We start from the raw sequence: 17586 nt of genomic DNA on the forward strand, positions 1-17586 counted from the left end.
GATAGAGCGTGAGCTGAGGTCGGGACGTGATTGTGTCTCAGAAGAGGCAACGCCTGGCAGTGATCGGCACGTCTGCATGTTGCTTGGAGGTCTCCGACCCGAATTTCGCAGCCCCGGTTTGGATGTGGGGCACCGCTCCCCGTGCCCCCCCCCCCCCCCCCCCCCTTGGTCAATCGGAAAATAGGGCGCTACGGACGTGGGTTGGGATGCTGATTGAGGGCGGAGAGCCTACACAGCGGACGGGGTTGGCGTAGACCTAGCCATCGCGGTCTGCATCAGCTCAGGCTTGTTGACGATCAGGGCCGCGGCGATCTCGGTCAGTGCCTTGTCTTCAATCTCGCTGACGCCGTCATGGTCAGCGACATCAGCGGCCACCAAGAACGCGTCCTGCCGCTGCTCCATCGGACGGCCTGCGATTGCAGCGACCCGGCGTAGGTTTTCCACCCGGCCGGCGCGAGTCCGTGCCCGAGCGATCGCCTCGTACAGCGCCTCCTCCAGCATCAGGAGGTCGTAGCCCTTCTCGATGATCGGGTTGGAGCGCAGACCGACGAGTGCCGTCTCGAACTCGTCACCTGCCACCTCGCCATCGGCCACGATGACATTGGCCGCGGCCGAGATCCCCGCCTGCATCAGCGCTTCATCGCCGGCATAGGCCGTAACGGTCCGACCGAAGCGGGTCAGCAAATCCTTGAAGGCGTTCATCTCAACCTCATCGATTTTGAAGCGCGGTCCTGCAGAGTTGTGGATGGCATGCTAGAGCCCTCGATCAGCTTGCCTCTTTGGCAAAACCTCCTCGTTCGGCAGTTTCGAATGACCCGACTGGTAGAGCTACAGAATGATCCTGCCTTTCGACAGGCGGTGCTGGCAGTGGGCGGCGCTTCCAGCACCCTGAGTAGCCGGGAAGTGACAGAGGCCGAGGCTCGGTTTCTCGTGGGTATCGCACTGGCGACTTGCGCCAACGCCGGAGGCCTGAACGAGCCGAGCCTTAGCCACCTCGCACGGTTCTCAGGAACGCTGAGACCGAGCGAGACCGTCGATAGCCTAACCCTACAGTAAGCATCGGGCGATGCCCCGTGGTCGCGTCCGCGGGGCATCTACTGCTCACTTACCGCTCGGGGCCGCACCGCTGCCAGTCGTGCCGTTGCCGGAGCCGCTGCCCGCAGGCGCACCAGGCGTATCGATGCGCGGACCACCACTCGTGCCGGGCCCCGTGCCCGTGCTCATTGAGCCTGCTCCGGTCTCCATGGACTTCTCGGAGTTGCTCTTCACGCTGCCCGGGTTGTTCATGTTGCCCTCGGCGCTACCACCGCCAGCAGGTGTCTGCGCCATCACTGCTCCTGCCATCGCGACAGTGAGCGCAGTAGCGAGAACGATTGTCTTGATCGACATGGACATTCCTCCAACCGGATCGGTTCGATCGGTCCTGGTCTGAACGTCCTCGCAATCAATATCGTTCAGGCTTCCGCGGGGGACAATCGCAGTCGGCATTATCTTGCTTGCCGCCAACGTTTGGTTCCACTACCGAGTCCGCCCCGGACAAAGAAAAGGCCACCCCCGAAGGAGCGGCCCGAAGTCTAGGGAGGAAACGCCCTTCTCAGGGCTGCGAGATCGCGACGCCATCGCCATCCCGCAGTGCAAAGCTAGGCCATCGCAGTGCAGCGAGCAACCGCAAAACGATTGGGTTGCTCTGCATGGTCGGCACGCTTCAGAAGCGGCGCAGGCTGAAACTACATGGCTGCCAGATTTCAATCTCCTCGCCGCACCGATCATCATCCAATCGCCCCAACCGTGCCGGTGGGAAGAGGCGGTCGCTATAGCGGGCGTAGGTTGAGTTTGTTGTCGGTTAGGCTCTGCCGCGTTGAGCTTTCAGCCGTTGCAGGGCGCGCTCATTCTCGCGATCGAACTGTGCCGGCGTCATTTCTCCCGCGTCTACACGGCGTGCGAGCTGCTTGCGGTATTCCAGTGCGTCTTCTTCCTGCGCGCTCAGCGGCACGCTAGCCCGTGCGGCCGCCTGGGTGCGCCCGGCCCATTCCGTGTAGCTGATGCGCCGGGCATCGCGATCCGCTCTGAGGCGGGCGACATCTTCCTGGAGAAGCGCGGCGCCTCGGAGTCCAGAAGTGAGCTGCTGCGGTCCTGAGGCGCCTGTTTGACAGGCTCCCAAGCCAGCCGTGATCAGCAGGGTCGCAGCAGTGTAGCGGTTCATGAATAACCCTTCGCTCGGGGGAACTACGCTGATCCTTGCCGAGGAGACGAGAGCGGATAGGCCACACTCGATAGCGTCCAGTCTCCCACCGCGATCGAAGTTACACATCCTGCCGTCGTCGTAGCCGCAGTGCCACGATTAGAGCTCCAGGCCAGAACACGAAGCTGAGCAAGGCGATAGGGACAACGGAATGGCCCTTCCACCAAACGATGATGACCGGCAGGAACAGGGCGGGGATAGCCGCCGTCAGGAAGGCCCAGAATTCCAGGTCGGATAGGTCCATGTGCAATCCGTAGCCCGTCCAAATGCTACGCTTTCTTCACGACGGCTGGCACACTGGCCCACAATGCCGATCCGGCCCCTGAGGGGAGGGGTACGCTCGATGGATTTCGTACTGCCCTTCAGCAGAATTGCGCCCCGATCCCGTCAAATGCAGGAGCGAGGTCCTGCGAAGCGGTCCCATGATGGGCTTTGCGGCGCACCCAGGATCGTATCTTGCAAGACGATGCTGCCCCGCTCCCGATTTCGTCCTGCCGCTTCATGGACGCGCTCATCGATCTGCTCGGCGCCTTTCCCGCAGGCCGAGACAAAAGGCGGGCCGAGGCGCTGTCCGAGCAATTGGACAGGTTGAACGATGAGGCTCGACAGCACGACGCACCACCCACGACGCTGGCAGCTATCCAAGGGGCGCAAATCCTGCTCAGCCTAGCTGAACTGCCGCCTTCGCCGCCCTTCTCATCGGAGGCCTTCTGCGAGGATGCGCCGAGGGTCGGGCACTCGCGGGTGGTCACGACGCCATGCCCTTCATCTTGGTCGGATGGCAGGCGGTGACCGTGTCTAAGTCCGCACTGGCACCTCCCGATGGTTCGCTCTTCGGGCAAGGCTGCGCACCTAAAGCGGCACGTGCGCATGGAACAGACGATCTTCCCTCGATCCTGGCCATGTCATTGTGGCCGTGGACCGACATCGTCGAGACGGCAATGGGCGATATGGGCGACGCGGTGCGGCTAACGGCCGAGAACACGGTGACGAACCTGCGTCGCCTGACGTGCCGACATCGCCCCTGGAGATGGCGATGGAGGATGCGCTGCTCGCCTCCGATGCGCTGGCGCAGGATCTCGACCGACGTGGGTTTTTCCAACCGTCCGTGCGCGAGGAAGCGCGCGTAGCCCTGAACGCCCTGACTTGGTGGCTGGGAAGCGCAAAACCCGCTGAGCAGACGAAGGAGATCGGGCTCGGTTGGTAGCCGCGGTCGCGTGGCGTTACTGCCGTCCCTCAGATCCGCCCCGAACATCGTATTGGGTAGATCCAGTGGTTTGATGGCCCCGCGCGGTGGCGCGTGTCCGTTGCCACTTACTTGCCGCTCGGGGCTGCGCCGCTGCCGGTTATGCCTTTGCCCGACCCCTGCCATCGGTTAGTCCGCCAGCACGGCGATGACTGAAAACGAGCCGTCCAGCATGAACGTACCGGCGACGAGCAATGCGATGATGAGTATGACGGAAGCCTCAGCGCCGAACGGCGCAGCTTCCTCATGAACGCCGACAGCCACGCTCGGTTGCCCTCGACCGATTGCTGAGCGCCAATCAGCTCAGTCCCCATCGTCCCCACAACCAGCGTCGTCACCGGCATCAGTTAGCCAATCGAGTAGATCGACCCCGACATCACCGGCAGCGTCACCTGTGGACCTGCGCAGCGGCTTCTGGGGGTGTTGGGCCGGCGCCTCGGCGAAGAGTTCGCACGCCAGCCGGTCCAGCGCGTCGTCGGACAGCACCCTTTCCCGGCCGATCGGCATAACGCATCCCCGTGGCCGGCGCTGGGCGCTCGGCCCCACCCCGATCTGCTCACGGGCGGGGGAGCATCCGATCTCACCAGCGGCGGGCAGATATGCAACTTGGCCCAGGGGCATCATGCATCAGGTGGGTTAGGCGGCCGTCACCCGGGCGCGCTTGGGGGTATGCCGAAACAGGCCGCGCACCACCCGGAAGGGCAGCAGCACGAGCTTGGCGATGCCGTGGGCAAGCATGACGACAACGACGGCCAGTAGGGCCAGCAAGGTGTTCAGCACGCGACGTACTCCTAGAGCATCGGAACTTTAATTAGACGCATATCCCTTGGCTTTGAGGAAGTTCCAGCATTCCTGGGGCTCGAACAGGTCGCAGATGTCGCCGATGGCGCGCCAGAGGGCGTCGAAGGTACGGGCCTTGGCCTTGCGCAGATGGGCCTTGAGCTTGGAGAACGCTTCCTCGATCGGGTTGAGGTCGGGGGAGTAGGGCGGCAGGAATAGGAACCAGGCGCCACGTTCCTTGAGGCAGGCAGCCGCCTTCGGGCTCTTGTGGACGGTGAGGTTGTCGAGGATGACGACATCGCCCTTGGTCAGGGTCGGGGCGAGTTGGGTCTCGATGTAGGTCTCGAAGGTGGCCCGGTTCATCGCCTTGTCCACGATCCAGGGGGCCGTCAGGCTGGAGCAGCGCAGGGCTGCGATGAAGGTCTGGGTGCGCCAGTGGCCGAACGGCGCCGCGGCGTGCAGCCGCTTGCCCCTGCGGCTGCGTCCGCGCAGGCGGGTCATCTTGGTGGTGACCGAGGTCTCGTCGAGGAAGACCAAGCGATGGCAGGCTGACCGCATCAGCGGCTGGCGCTTGGTGCGCCACACGTGACGCTCCTCAGGGATGGGCGCGCGTGCGCGCTCGGCGGCCATCAGGGCTTTTTTTATATGTGAAGCCGCGTTGGCAGAGAAAGCGCGACAGGGCTCCCGGCGTGACCGTCACACCGTGGGTCGCCAGCAGGGCCTCGGCCAGTTCCGGCATAGTGATGTCGGGGGTGGCCTCGACCGTTTCGAACAGGAACGCGGCCACCGGCGCCAGCTTGCCGCCGCCCTTGGGCCGCCCCTGGCGCGCCGGGGCCGCCGACCCGGTCCGAACCTGACGCTGCACCAGCTTGATCGCGCAACTGGCGCTGACGGCAACCCGCCGCGCTGCCGCCCGCCGCGAGCTGCCGTCCGCAACGAACTGGATGACACGCTCGCGAAGGTCCAACGAGTAGCAGCCGCCCATGATCCACCTCCGCATCGAAGCGAATCAGGATCAATCCACAACTGCAACCCACGAGTCTGATTTTGCTCACGACGCTCTAGTTCCAGCCCTTTGGCACGGCGAGGTTCCCGCTATCAGCCGCCGCGCTCTTGTTGAAGGTAAGCGCATCAAAGATCTAAAGCTGGTAACGAATATTGAGTGGCGATGGGAAGAGAGCCCGATTATTTTTGATTGGGCAAATTCCCGAGCTTGGTCGCCTGCCGGTTTTAATCGGCATTCACGCGAGACTGAAAGTGTGCGCGTTCCGCAGATAGATTACTACGTCATCGAGGTTGAGAAGGAAGCACTATTCAAGCTCATTCCGGAGCTTCGCGGAATTACTGGGCAAAAGCAGAAAATCCCCGGTCGACCGAATGTTGTTCAGGTTTTTGGCCCTGAAATCGAGCGCAGAGCTGCCGCTCAGGAACGTTATGAAACGCAGACTGATTGGGCCAATGTACTGATCGATTGGTACCGCGAAGTATACGGCAAGGAAGCGCCGCCCATATCAACAAAAAGAATTACAAATCATTATGGGAAGCGGTTAAATCAGCTTAAGCCGAAGGAAACTGCTCGGAAAGCCCAAAACCCAGAATGAAATATTTTTGGGCGCGCTTTTATGGGCGCCTGTAGAGGTTCACGTTCTTCTTATCAGCGCGGACACGTGCTGACACAGAAGGAATAGCCTAAATGAACTCCAAGGAGTTTAAGGCGGCGCGGGGAGACCTGCGCGCGTCAACCGAGAAACTCGCCTATTCGGTGAACGAGGTCTGCCATAGCCTCAGTCTCAGTCGCACCACTGTGTACGAACTTATCGCCAAAAAGCAGCTGCGGTCGATCAAGATCGGAGTGAAGACCCTGATCCCAGCCGATAGCCTTCGCGGCTACCTCGCATCTCTTGAGCAGGAGGCCGCATAGGTTGGCTTACAACGTCAGAACCCCCGGCGCTGGTACGCCGAGGGCTCTGGGAAATGTCTGCTTGGCGGCTGACGATCTCAGAGATAACCCACACCACGCCGACCTTCAAGCGCGCCGGATCACCGCGCGCCTGAAATGCAGCCCAGCCGTCGCCGCAGTCATCGCGGCTCACGCCTTTGGTCTTCCCGAGAACTGGAGGCGCGCATGAGCGCCCCCACCCTCAACCCCAACGATTACGCTTATGGCGACCCTGACAAGTATCGGGCTCATATTTCCGAGTTGATGGCCCTCGTCAGCATGCGCGCCAACATGGCCGGCGACTATGCGGCCATGCGCGACGATGCCGGCCTCCGGTATTCGATGAAGTGCGCGGCGGCTGAATTCCGGGCCGCCCTCAACTTGCTCGGTGATTTGACCGAGCAGTTGGAACGCGAGCGCCAGCGGCGGCAGCCCGCGCCCGCCTCCCACCCCCATTCGAATCATGAGGCGCGCGTATGAGAGCGCAACAATTCGCCGCCGAGCTAGATCGGTCGCGTCCCATTGAACAGGGCAACCACCATTCGGCGAGGTCGGAGCCGTTGCCGCTGTTCCCGCCGATGCCGCCTGCCGAGCCGTACCCGCTCGACGCGCTCGGCCCTATTCTTGGTGACGCCGCTCGCGCCATCGCGCGCAAGGTTCAGGCGCCGGCCGCCATCGCCGCGCAGTCTGTCCTCGCAGCCGCCTCGCTCGCCGCGCAGGCCCATGCCGACGTTCGGATGCCCTATGGGCAGCGCCGCCCCCTCAGCCTTTATCTCGTCAGCAGCGCTTTCTCCGGCGACCGAAAGACCACCACAGACAACGAGGCGCTGTGGTCGGTCACCCGGCGTGAGGACGCGCTGCAGGAAAATCACGGCCGCGACTATCAGGACTGGACGGTCACGCATGCCGCCTGGTCTGCTGAGAAGAAGAAGATCGAAAACGATCGGAAGCTGGTGTTCGAGGCTCGCAAGGTCTTGCTGACGGAGCTCGGCCCCGAACCGCAAGCGCCAGTGCGGCCGGTGCTCACCTCCGCCGAGCCGACCTTCGAAGGCTTAGTAAAGAGCTGGCCCAACATGCCGCCGCACTCGGGGTGTTCACAGCCGAGGGCGGCCAGTTCACCGGTGGGCACGGGATGGCGGCCGAAAACCGCCTCCGCACGGCGGCTGGGTTCTCCATCCTGTGGGACGGCAAGCCGGTCACGCGGGTGCGGGCTCTCGACGGGGTGTCGATCCTAAAGGGGCGGCGCTTGGCCATGCACTTGATGGTGCAGCCCGACGCGGCGGCTGTCTTCCTGTCGGATCCGGTGTTGCGGGACCAGGGGCTACTGTCACGAATCCTCGTGGCGGCGCCTGACAGCATCGCCGGCACGCGCCTGTTCCGGGCTGTGACCACGGACGATGCCGATCAGATCCGCCGCTACCACGCCTGCATGCTGAACCTGCTGGAAAGGGCCCCGGAGGCCGACCGGGTGCAGGGCTTGATGCCGCGCGAACTCACGATGAGCACCACGGCCGAGGACCGGTGGCGCGATTTCTATAATTGGATCGAGGAGCGCTGCGGCGCGGGGGGCGACCTTCGTCCGATCAGGGACTTCGCGGCCAAGGCAGCCGAGCATGCTGCCCGGATCGCCGGGGTGCTCGCTATCGTGGCGGACGAGCACGCCTCGCAGATCTCGGCCGAGATCATGACCGCGGCCGTGCGCCTGACCACATGGTACACCGACGAGGCTTTGCGCCTTCAGCAGGCTTGCCGGACCGATCCGGCGCTTCTCCGGGCGCAGGCTCTGTTGGACTGGCTCGGCAACCGCAACGAGGCTGCGGTGAAGTTCAGCGACGTGCTTCGGCTCGGCCCGGCACCGACCCGCACGAAGAAGGAAGCTGATGCCGCCGTCCGCACGCTGATCGAGCACAACCTCGTTGAGGAAGTGAGCGAGCGCCCGCGCCTGATCCGAGCGGCCGGACGGGCATGATTGAAACTTCAGAAATCAGCATGGCCGCTGCGAAGATTGCGAAAGCTGCGAAAGTTCACGTTCTGAGCTCACGGACTTTCGCAAAATTCGCAAGTTTCGCACGGGGCACCTCCAAAACCGAAAAATTGGAGATCTCACGATGACCCCGGCGGAACGCGACCGCTTTGAGAAGTGCCTCGCATTGGCCAAGCGCGGCGCTACAGCCGGTGAACGGGCTGCCGGCCTTGCCGCCGCCGAGCGTGTTGCTTCGTCGGCCGGCGTGACGCTAGCGGAAGCCAAGGCTGCCGTCGGACGCTCTCGGCCAGCCCCGCCGAGAATGGATTGGCCGTGGCCATCGCCCCGCACGTCACGTCGGACCCCGCCTAGGGCGAAACCGAAGCAGCCCGTGAAGCCGCCGACCCTGGAGGAAGTGCTTCGGCAGAGGGCTGAAGCTGATGCGGAACGGCGTCGGGCAGCCGCCGCGGCGGATCGCAGGCTCCTAAAGGAACTGGCCGAGCAGGCGGCCTACGAGGCCGAGCAGCGGGAGATGCAGGCCGAGCGTGATCGGAAGTGGGCGCGATCCCGGGCGAGCGGCTGAAACTTATTCGCAGGGAGGTGCGTATCGGCTCGCGTACCTCTTTCGGCTAATTCGCGTGCCGGCTTGATGGTGGATCCATTCCCATCGGCGTAATGCGACGGATGCCGGAAGGTGCAAATGAATTTATGGAGTTAGGGTATTCAATCGTGACGCCACTCATGATCCGCGCAATGGACACTATCTGCAAATTTCTCAATCTTGATTTTACTTCTCAGGAAAGCGGAAAGCACATTGCTTTCCAAAATGTGTCTATGCCTTTTCGCAAATTAATCATGCTTGCGCTGGTTGGGGTAATGTGGGCCGTAGTTGTTGGCGCTGCTGGATATCTGATTGCGATGAATTTTCGCTAGTACCTGGCCTAAATTCAAGTCGATAAAATTTTATCAAAAACATCGAAGCTGGATCGATGTGACGAATTGTTCTTTTTGTCGCAACAAATTCTGCATCGCCTTATGCACGCTACCGTTGTACCATCCTGGCTCTTCCTCGCTTTAGGGGGATTAAGCGGGAGTTGGTGGTAGCGTATGGGATATCTATTGATCGCCCTGCTAGGGGCCACGTGTGGGGTGCTATTAAACTGGTATCTGTTGGTTCCGATCGTGACAGCCATAGCGCTAGCCGCAGGAGTGGCTGGCTCCATCAATGGGTACATGTTCGGTGATGTCTTGGCTAACATCGTCCTTAAGGTCTGCGTTCTAGAGGCGAGTTGGTTGGCCTCGGTCTGCATCATCACGCGCATGATCAAGAAGAGGCCAGACCGACTTGATCGCTCTGGAGAACCAGACCGAGCCCCATCCAAACTAGGAAGCTAACAGATCTCACACTTAATGTGCGACAAAACAACCCATACCAAGACCAACAAGAGACAGCAGCGAACAGCGATGAATAACGGCGAATAGCAGCGAACGTCTGAACGCAATTAGCCACTCGCTTGCATCTAGCCACCAAATTACACCACATCTTGGGATATCGATTGCACACGAGGTGCGCCCGAGATGAATGCCGACCGTATTGAATTCTCCGAACCTGTTCGCTTCAGAGCCGAGCCCGGCCTGAACCATGCAGTTGCCCGCGCCGCACGTCAGGCCCGCACCTCGTCAGCCGAGTGGATGCGTCAGGCCCTGCGGGAGAAGCTGAAGGCCGACGGTATCGCGCTCCCGACCTTGGATGACGGTCCTGGCCCCGCCGGGCCCACTGCTGCCCTGAGGCGCGCCGCCTGATGGTCACCGACCCCACGGCCGACCTCGCAACCTTCCTCCTGACGGAAGCCGCGAAGCGCACGCCCAGCATCTTCGCCTTCCTGGTCGCAGAGGGCCGTCATCTGCCTGAGGATCCCAACAAGGCCCGTCAGGAAATCCGCTACCGCTGGCCCGAGCTAACGGACCAAGATCGCGAGACAGCCTTCCGATCGGCTTCACTCGTGTTGCGCCGGATCGAGCGCGACTGCGCCGAGAACATTGCCAGGCTCGATGCCCTGACCACCGCCGTAGGAAGGGGCTGAGACCGATGCGCTTGACCGTTCGACAGGAAGTGAAGGCCAGCATCATCGGCGTCATGGCTGAGGCTGAGAAGGCCGGGCGCTGCCCGCTCGCCGCTGCCGAAGCTGCCTTCCCAGGCGTGCCAATCGTCGTTGTCGGTGCCTGCTACGGCGAGATGGTCTCAGACCAGGAGGACCGCTGGTGGCAGACGATCGAGCGCACCATCGACGCCGAGGTCATGCAGCGCGCCGTTGCAAGTGCCGCTGCCCAGTGAGGTGGGACCCGCTGGGGCTCTCCGCAGGGATGGTGCCCGGTCAAATGCCTCCCATTCAAGTTCCCGGGTCCTCCTAGACCACCCCCCAAAGGGAGGGTCCGCGCGAGTTCATCGCCTCTCTAGGTGCAACATTTCAAAATGCCTTTATGTTATTTATTCCGGAGCCGAACGAATGACTGAAGTCGTCTCGCGCAACGAGTTGGCAAATCAGCTTGGGGTTAGCCTGCCGACCGTGGACTCATGGGTTCGACGCGGCTGCCCGATCTTGAAGCCTGGCCGCCGTGGCGTCGCTGCGCAATTCGATCTACGCGCCGTTCGCGGTTGGGTCGATCGCTACATCTCGACGGGACGAGTGGTATGGCACGAAGGCCAGACATTCCAGCTGCCATCGAGCGAGCAAGCGCTGCTTATTAAGGCGTTCGGCTATCTCATCACCCGGCATTACAGCCGCATCGCAGAAACCGCTTTCGCGATGGGCTTAACCTCGAAACAGATCTTCGCGCTTGAGTATGAGTCCGCCACGCACATCGGTGAATGCGTGGCTGATTATCTCACTGAGAACGGGATTAGTGACTTTGTCATGGACAGGTACAACACGCCGAGTACAGAACCGGATTGGACCCGTGTCGCCTCTATGCGCGGAGAACTCTACGATCACGACGATTTTGAACATCATTTCAATGAAGTTCGAAGCCGCGTCGTCCGGCTGCCGCGAACCGGGGAGAACTGACATGGCGTCCGACAACCAGCCCAATCAGAACGCCCCTGCCGCCATGTCGGGGCGCATCGTCGTTCCGAAGGCCGAGGAACGGCAGTTCTGGGATGCGCCGGAGCCGGGTTTCTATCGTGACCCTGAGACCGGCACGCTTCACCGCACTCGCCGGAACCGACGCTTGACCCGCAACAAACCGCAGGTGCGCCCCTATCGAGTGTTGGGTGACGGGATCTATGAATGACCCGGCCCGCGCCGCTGTCGAGGGCCAAGGCAGATGCTTGGGCGCTGATGCAGACGCCGCCTAGCCTGACCTTCGCCGATCCGATCTTGGCCGATCTGATTGAGCGTGCCCGCGCTGCGCAGAGTGTCGCCGCGTCGGCGCAGTCGGCAGTCTGGACCTACATCGACCAGTGCCAGCGGGGCGCGGGTGAGCCCGAACTGGACGGCTGGCCTAGCCATGCCGATCACCCTGACTTGCTCACGGGGGCCGAGGCCGCAGCGCGTGCTGGCCGTAGCCCGGACACGATCGGCCGGTGGTGCCGGAAGCGCGGCATCGGCAAGATGTACGGCGGGCGCTGGCGAGTATCTATCCGCCGGCTCAACGACATCCTGGCCTAATAACTCCGAAAATCAGCGCTTGTGCCGTGAATGCCGTAATTGCGGCGTTGCGCGTGCCGTGTTGCTTTGATCGGATGTACTTATGGACGGGGCGCCCTTTTGACGGTTCCGCGGCTCAATCGAACATCGGGAACAGTGCCTCCGGGCCCCGCAGCCATGTTTCGCTGGTCAAGGCACTGACGAGCCGCAAAAGATTTTGAGGAATAGGTGAGCGCATGGCTCTGATGGGTAGGAAGCAGAGAAAGGAAAGCAGCGGCAGTGCGAGCGACGCTGTGGATCTTGAGCGGTTGCGGCGCGATCTGGATGCCGCCGAGGCCGAGCGCTCCGATGCTGTCCGCGCGCAGACCGATCTGGCTGAGCGCCGCGATGCCGTGCTGGCGACCGAGGACGTGGGCGAGTTGGAGGCGCACGAGACCGCGCTGGCCGCCGTCGAGCGCCGGGTTGCCGTGGCCGAAGCACGATGCACACGATTGGCCGGCGAGATCGAGACGGCAGAGGCTCAGGCCGAGCAGGCCCACCGCCGCGCTGCCTACGCCCAGGCCGAGAAGGCGTTGACTGAGGGCCGCCGGGTTCTGGAGCGCGAGTATCTGCCGGCCGCGAAGGCCTTGGCCGAGATCCTGCGGCGCGCCCGCGAGCTACGCCAGGTCATCATCGAGGCGAACAAGCTTTTACCGGACGGCGCCGACCCGCTGAGCACGATGCTGGAGGCCGAGTTCGACGGCCAGTATTACCCGGACGTGCGCGGCCTGACGAAGACGGAGATCTACTTCGTCAATCGCAAAACCGGACTGCGCGCCGGCCCCACCGATTGCCCAGAGTACGGGCCGAACGCTGCCAGCCTCTGGGAGCGTCGGGAGCGCTCTATCGAACTGCCGCTCCCGCTGCACCCGGCGGTCGAGCACCGATCCGTGATTGAGTTCACGAACCTGCCCGGGATCACCGGGGGTGAGTCCTACGTCTGGCCGGCGAGCCATTGGGGCCGACCGCGAGCCGGGCGAACCATCGAGGCCGGGAGCGCCTACAATGTTTAGCGAAAAGTCTTTTCTGGCCTGGCAGGCCCGTCGCGGTGAGATCGAGGAACGCGAGCGCCAGCGCATCCGGGCTGAGATTGAGGCCGAGGTGGATGCCGCTCACACTCAGATCCGCAATCAGCGCGAGGCCGAGCTATCGCGCGAGCGGCTTCTCCACGCCCGCCGGCACGAAACTGCCCTCCGGCAACTCCGCCAGCCGATGCCCGAGCTAACCGAGGCGCAGAAGCGCGAGCGGCGTGCCGAGATCCGCCGCGGTGTCGAGCGCGACGTGGAAGCCTGGGAAGCCGAGCGCCAGCAGCTCGGCGCCGCCCTCGGCCGCCGGTAGCGCCCAACCCCTTTCACGCCTCCCCTGGCCTGCGGTGCAGCTGGTCCGGGTCGAGGGATGGCCGCGTCGGTGAGAACCCGCAGGCGCGGCCAACCCCTTCACAGCCTCACGGAGCCGACGATGGCAGACGCCAGCAATACCGCACCCGTCGATCCCGGCGACGCCCGTGGCGCCGGTTCGCCCGGCTGGCCCGCGGTCGGCGAGACGCGGATGATCAACGGACGTCCGATGGCTTGGACCGGCAACATGTGGCTGCCCGCCAAGATGGTGACCTGACATGCCCAAGCCGCAGGAAGTCGCCTCCATCAAAGTGAAGGGCAAGAACTACCTGAACTGGCAGACCGTGTCGGTCACCCGATCCGGCGTCGAGCTGTTCCCGAAGTTCGCCTTCACGGCAGCCGCGCCGGCTGAGACCGCCCCGAACTTTGCCGACCTGAATCTCGGGATCGGCGATCCTTGCGAGGTTATCCTCGGCGGTCGCCAGGCAGTCTCGGAGGGGCGCATCACCGGCCGGCAGCCCGCCTTCGACGCCCGGGAGCACGGCCTGCAGATCACCGGGACGACCCGCTCGCAGGTGGTCGCCCGCAGCACCGTCGACCATGAGAAAGGCGAGTTCAAAAACTACTCGCTCAGCCAGATCGCCAACTCTGTGCTCAAGCCTTACGGCGTGAAGTTCAGTTTGAAGGGCGACATGTCCGGTGCTGACAAGGCGTTCCCGAAGGTCAACGTTCAGGCTGGCGAGACTGTTTTTGAGTTCATCGAGCGCCTGTGTCGCTTCCGGAACATCTACCTGTTGCCTGGACAGGGCGCTGACATCGTCGGCTACAGGCTGAAAGCCCAAGCCGGGGCCATCGCCGAGCTTGAGGAAGGCCGCAACATCCTCGGGGCGTCTGCGGTCTTTGATTACGGGGACGCTTTTTCCGAGATCCAGTCCATCGGCCAGCAGCCGGGGAACGATCAGACCTTCGGCGACGCCGCGCGGGACGTGACCGCCACGGTGAAGAACTCGGCGGTCACGGAGCATGCGCCGCTCCGACAAATTGCGGATATGCGAGGTGACCAGGCCGACATGGGGATGCGGGCGCAACACGAGAACGGTTTCAGTCCCGCCAACCAGATCAATGTGAACATCAAGGTCCAGGGCTGGTTCAAGGACCAGAACAGCCTCTGGCTTGAGCACATCGGCGATGTCGTGTCGGTCTACTCGCCGATGTTGTTTACTAAGGACCGCATGCAACTGGCGATCCAAGCTGTGACCTCTTCGCAGGGTCCGCAGGGCACGACCACCGACATCAACCTCGTCCTGCCAGAAGCCTTCAACGGCGGTGGCCAGACTCAATCCAGCCCCGGCCAAGGTGGCTCCGGCGGCACCCCGGCGGGGCTCTACACCTGAGCGCCCGTACAGACATAGGAGGCCGCCATGGCCGATGAAGCCTTGCGCATGCGCGCGGAAGTGGTCGATGCATTCAGCGGCCCTCTCAAGAGCCTCCGGTCTCAGCTCCTCGATGTGTCACGGCAGGGCGCCAGCCACGGCGAGACCTTGGCGAAGGGTATGGGCAAGGCCGAGGCCGCGATCCAGACCACGGCGCGCTCCGCGACCACGATCCTGAACCCCGCGCTGGCGACGGTCGGCATCACCGGTCTGACGGCCGGTGCGGCGGTCGCCGGAGTCGCGATGTCGCTGAACAAGCTCTCCAGCAACTTGTCGAGCCTGGGCGCACTCAGCCGAGAAACCGGTGTGGCTGCCGGCACGCTGCAGACCTTTGGCGCCGTCGCCCGCAAGTTCGGGCTAGAGCAGGACGCGGTCGCCGCCGGCACCAAGACCTTCGCCGGCAACATGCGGGAGTTCGGCCGGGGCATCGGTGAGACCTACCAGTGGATCAACCGGCAGGGCACCGACGCGGCCGGGCGGAAGGCGTTTCAGGACTTCGCCCAGGACATCCGCGGCACGACCGACGAGGGCGAGAAGCTCCGCAAGAGCCTCGAATTCATGGAAACGATCCGCAATCCGGTCGAGCGCGGGATCTTCGCTCAGCACGTGTTCGGCAATTCGGATTTTGGGCGCATCGCCGACGGGCACCTCGGCAAGCTGGCCGACGTGTGGAACGCACAGAAGCAGCGGCTCGGCCCGCTCGACCCGAAGGCCATCCTCCAGGCCGAGAAGTTCGAGCAGGCCATCGCCGACCTGCGCACCTCCATGCAGACGATCGGCACGACGATCGCTCGGGAGGTGCTGCCGTTCGCCAGCGAGTTCACCCAGTGGGTCGACGGCATCGCCAAGGATCAGCGCGGCGACTTCGTGAAGGGGCTGCGTGGCGGCCTTCAGGACATCGCCCGTGAGCTGAACGCGATCGACTGGAAGAGTGCCGGCGATAGCGCCAAGCAGATGCTGCTCTCGACCACCGCGCTGGTGAAGCCCCTGGCCGACGATATCAAGGAAATCGCGGCGGCGATCCGTAGCTTCAACGAGGGCAAGTACGTCGAGGCGTTCCGGCACCTCGATGGCGGCTCCGGCCCTCTGGCCCGGAAGCTCGCGCCGCTGCCGGGCGACGACGTGCTGGCCAAGCAGGACCGTCTCGATCAGATGAAGGGCCAGTTGCAGAACTTTGAGGCTGCCCAGAAGATCGGCCCGGTCAGCGACCGCTCCCGCGAGCAGGCCGACCGGCTGCGTCGTGAGATGGAGAAGCTGACTGAGGAGATCCGGGCGCTGCGCCAGAAGGACACCGGCGACGCCACGGCTCAGAAAAGCTCCGCTGACGGCGACGGGCCCTTCGCCGGTGCCCGCATCCAGTCGGCAGCCTATACGGGCGGTGGCGGCTTCGGGCGGATGCCTGGGCTCGGTCGCGGTGCGAACCTGCCGGGCGGCGGTTCCGGGCCGGGCTATAGCGGTGAGCAGGGTCCGGCAGGTGGCGGCGGGCGGTTCAACGGCTTGGGTGCCAGCCGGCCCAGTGTTGCACCAATTGGCCCGCGGCCTGATGTGTCGCCGGCGGATCCCTCTGGTGGCTATGTTGGCAACGATGGACGCCGGGCAGCCGGCGGCCGACTGACTGATGCCGGTCGTGCCCGCATCGCCTCGTGGATGGAGTTCCTGCAGCGTCCGGTGGCCGAGGGCGGTCTCGGCATGTCGAAGGGCAAGGCCATGGCCGACATCGCCATGATGCAGGGCGAGTCCCGGCTCAACCTCGATCCCGATGCCATGGGCGATCACGACGCGAACAAAGTCCCGCATGCGTTCGGGACGGCTCAGTGGAGCGACGCCAAGGGCAACCCGCGCTTCCCGCTGTTGAAGAAGTTCGCGGGCTCCCAGGGCAAGCCGTGGACCGACCTGGGTGTGCAGCAGCAGTACCACCGCATGGAGATGCTGGGCCTGCCGGGGGCTGTGAGCCATCGTCGGGCCTACGATGCCATGATGGCCGCCCCCACGGATGAGCAGACCCTACGCGAGGGCATCTCGAAGTACGAGAACCCGCAGAAGTACGATCTGGCGTACCAGCTTCGCAAGCCGTTCCTCGACCGCCTGCGTCGCGATCAGGCTGGTGCGACGGCAGGTCGGTTGCCGAGCCTTGCCGGTGACGTCTTGCCGAACGGCGCTCCCCGCGTCCTGAAGCCCAACAGCATGAAGGATGCCCCTGGGCTGACCATGGAAGACGCTAACCGCCTGCGTGGTGGCCAGGCGGACGGTGAAGGCTGGGCCGCCCGGGAGAAGGCTCGGAAGGCCTTTGAGGCGATGCAGCAGGGCGAGGGCCGACTCGATGCCTCCGCCGGCCGTGCCGGTGTCGTGGCTGGGCCTAAGGTCGAGAACAACGGCTCCGTGGTGGTCAACGTTCAGAAGGCCGGACCAGACGCGAAGGTCACGACCTCAGCCACCGGGCGCCTCTTCCGCGACATCGTGCAGAACCACGGGCGGCAGATGGCGAAGGCTGAGTGAGACCCTCCCATCATCCAAAAGGGTGAAGCGAATCAGCGTCGGCCGAGCCATGCATAGCGCTCGAAGCCCAATGACAACTTCAGCCCGCCCGGCTCACTGGAGAGGCGGGTTTCTTTGCTGCACTGCAGCACTACAACTGTGTGCGGCGCCCGTCTCAACAGCTGGCGACATCAGAGCCTCGGACTCCGCGGTGACACCTTTGTCCGAGGCTGAAAGCCCGCCCGATCCAGCATCGTGGCGGGCTTTCCTACGTCAGCAGTTGCGGTATGGTCACCGTGATTTTTGATTCCCCGAGTTTGAGATCACAACCTTCAGCCCCGCCGGCCCAGCCGCGCGGGGCTTTCTTGTTGGCGCGAGGCATCCTTCAATTGGGGGATGCGACTCAGCTTCACGGACAGTTATTCGAGGGGCTCCCAAGCTCAATGGCCACTTAGCCCGCCCGGTTCGCCGGCGCGGGCTTTTTC

The 17586-nt window shown here is 63.6% G+C and carries 23 protein-coding genes and 1 pseudogene; 17 read left to right on the plus strand and 7 right to left on the minus strand.

The features are described from left to right. Positions 1-228 precede the first annotated feature (228 nt). From MKK65_RS11755 to MKK65_RS11770, 4 genes are all read right to left on the minus strand, one after another. The gene (locus MKK65_RS11755; protein WP_243957858.1) at positions 229-702 is read right to left on the minus strand and encodes a tellurite resistance TerB family protein; all 474 of its coding nucleotides are present in this window, start codon (positions 700-702) and stop codon (positions 229-231) included. A 399-nt stretch (positions 703-1101) separates the two neighbouring features. After that, positions 1102-1389, minus strand: a complete 288-nt coding sequence (locus MKK65_RS11760; protein ID WP_243957860.1) for a hypothetical protein — start codon at positions 1387-1389, stop codon at positions 1102-1104. 454 nt (positions 1390-1843) lie between these two features. Next, the gene (locus tag MKK65_RS11765; protein ID WP_243957862.1) at positions 1844-2203 is read right to left on the minus strand and encodes a hypothetical protein; all 360 of its coding nucleotides are present in this window, start codon (positions 2201-2203) and stop codon (positions 1844-1846) included. Between the two features lie 100 nt (positions 2204-2303). Beyond that, positions 2304-2486, minus strand: coding sequence for a hypothetical protein (locus MKK65_RS11770; protein WP_243957864.1), 183 nt, complete (start codon positions 2484-2486; stop codon positions 2304-2306). A gap of 792 nt (positions 2487-3278) precedes the next feature. On the opposite strand from MKK65_RS11770, the gene MKK65_RS11775 reads away from it, so the two are divergent. Further along, positions 3279-3449: a hypothetical protein gene (locus tag MKK65_RS11775; protein ID WP_243957866.1), complete on the plus strand. Its 171-nt coding sequence runs from the start codon at positions 3279-3281 to the stop codon at positions 3447-3449. A 168-nt stretch (positions 3450-3617) separates the two neighbouring features. On the opposite strand, the gene MKK65_RS31165 is transcribed toward MKK65_RS11775, so the two are convergent. The 3 genes from MKK65_RS31165 to MKK65_RS11785 all read right to left on the minus strand — a co-directional run bounded on the left by MKK65_RS31165 (position 3618) and on the right by MKK65_RS11785 (position 5253). Further along, positions 3618-3752 carry a hypothetical protein gene (locus tag MKK65_RS31165; RefSeq protein WP_279596667.1) on the minus strand — a complete coding sequence of 45 codons (135 nt, stop codon included), beginning with the start codon at positions 3750-3752 and terminating at the stop codon, positions 3618-3620. Positions 3753-4124: 372 nt separating this feature from the next. After that, the gene (locus MKK65_RS11780) at positions 4125-4268 is read right to left on the minus strand and encodes a hypothetical protein (RefSeq protein ID WP_243957868.1); all 144 of its coding nucleotides are present in this window, start codon (positions 4266-4268) and stop codon (positions 4125-4127) included. Positions 4269-4295: 27 nt separating this feature from the next. After that, positions 4296-5253 (minus strand): IS630 family transposase gene (locus MKK65_RS11785; protein WP_279596668.1). Its coding sequence is split into 2 segments (ribosomal slippage): positions 4296-4901 and positions 4903-5253, totalling 957 coding nucleotides; the frame shifts between segments, so codons are not numbered across the junction. On the opposite strand from MKK65_RS11785, the gene MKK65_RS11790 reads away from it, so the two are divergent. From MKK65_RS11790 to MKK65_RS11865, 16 genes and pseudogenes are all read left to right on the plus strand, one after another. Continuing rightward, positions 5252-5869 carry a hypothetical protein gene (locus tag MKK65_RS11790; RefSeq protein WP_243957870.1) on the plus strand — a complete coding sequence of 206 codons (618 nt, stop codon included), beginning with the start codon at positions 5252-5254 and terminating at the stop codon, positions 5867-5869. The genes MKK65_RS11785 and MKK65_RS11790 overlap by 2 nt on opposite strands. 92 nt (positions 5870-5961) lie before the next feature. After that, complete coding sequence (locus MKK65_RS11795) at positions 5962-6189, plus strand: helix-turn-helix domain-containing protein (protein WP_243957872.1); 228 nt, start codon at positions 5962-5964, stop codon at positions 6187-6189. A 204-nt stretch (positions 6190-6393) separates the two neighbouring features. After that, the gene (locus MKK65_RS11800; RefSeq protein WP_243957874.1) at positions 6394-6687 is read left to right on the plus strand and encodes a hypothetical protein; all 294 of its coding nucleotides are present in this window, start codon (positions 6394-6396) and stop codon (positions 6685-6687) included. Positions 6688-6785: 98 nt separating this feature from the next. Then, positions 6786-8176, plus strand: a pseudogene (locus MKK65_RS11805) (YfjI family protein). Positions 8177-8561: 385 nt separating this feature from the next. Beyond that, positions 8562-8753 carry a hypothetical protein gene (locus MKK65_RS11810; protein ID WP_243957876.1) on the plus strand — a complete coding sequence of 64 codons (192 nt, stop codon included), beginning with the start codon at positions 8562-8564 and terminating at the stop codon, positions 8751-8753. Between the two features lie 101 nt (positions 8754-8854). Continuing rightward, positions 8855-9103, plus strand: coding sequence for a hypothetical protein (locus tag MKK65_RS11815; protein WP_243957878.1), 249 nt, complete (start codon positions 8855-8857; stop codon positions 9101-9103). Positions 9104-9972: 869 nt separating this feature from the next. Then, on the plus strand, positions 9973-10254 hold the full coding sequence (locus MKK65_RS11820) for a hypothetical protein (protein WP_243957879.1): 282 nt from the start codon (positions 9973-9975) through the stop codon (positions 10252-10254). 5 nt (positions 10255-10259) lie between these two features. After that, the gene (locus MKK65_RS11825; RefSeq protein WP_243957881.1) at positions 10260-10505 is read left to right on the plus strand and encodes a hypothetical protein; all 246 of its coding nucleotides are present in this window, start codon (positions 10260-10262) and stop codon (positions 10503-10505) included. A gap of 172 nt (positions 10506-10677) precedes the next feature. Next, entirely contained in the window at positions 10678-11235 is a 558-nt protein-coding gene (locus MKK65_RS11830; protein ID WP_243957883.1) for a terminase small subunit, read from the plus strand. A gap of 1 nt (position 11236) precedes the next feature. Beyond that, a complete protein-coding gene (locus MKK65_RS11835) occupies positions 11237-11461 on the plus strand; it encodes a hypothetical protein (RefSeq protein ID WP_243957885.1) in 225 nt (74 codons plus the stop codon). After that, positions 11458-11838, plus strand: a complete 381-nt coding sequence (locus MKK65_RS11840; protein WP_243957887.1) for a hypothetical protein — start codon at positions 11458-11460, stop codon at positions 11836-11838. The genes MKK65_RS11835 and MKK65_RS11840 overlap by 4 nt, the downstream gene beginning before the upstream one ends. A 287-nt stretch (positions 11839-12125) precedes the next feature. Continuing rightward, positions 12126-12869, plus strand: a complete 744-nt coding sequence (locus MKK65_RS11845) for a hypothetical protein (RefSeq protein ID WP_243957889.1) — start codon at positions 12126-12128, stop codon at positions 12867-12869. Further along, on the plus strand, positions 12862-13194 hold the full coding sequence (locus MKK65_RS11850) for a hypothetical protein (protein WP_243957891.1): 333 nt from the start codon (positions 12862-12864) through the stop codon (positions 13192-13194). Before MKK65_RS11845 ends, MKK65_RS11850 begins: the two co-directional genes overlap by 8 nt. 120 nt (positions 13195-13314) lie before the next feature. Further along, complete coding sequence (locus MKK65_RS11855; protein WP_243957893.1) at positions 13315-13470, plus strand: hypothetical protein; 156 nt, start codon at positions 13315-13317, stop codon at positions 13468-13470. Between the two features lies 1 nt (position 13471). After that, positions 13472-14587, plus strand: a complete 1116-nt coding sequence (locus MKK65_RS11860) for a phage baseplate assembly protein (protein WP_243957895.1) — start codon at positions 13472-13474, stop codon at positions 14585-14587. A 27-nt stretch (positions 14588-14614) separates the two neighbouring features. Then, a complete protein-coding gene (locus MKK65_RS11865; protein ID WP_243957897.1) occupies positions 14615-17122 on the plus strand; it encodes a phage tail tip lysozyme in 2508 nt (835 codons plus the stop codon). Positions 17123-17586 lie beyond the last annotated feature (464 nt).

Source organism: Methylobacterium sp. J-001 (assembly GCF_022829565.1).
Lineage (GTDB): Bacteria > Pseudomonadota > Alphaproteobacteria > Rhizobiales > Beijerinckiaceae > Methylobacterium.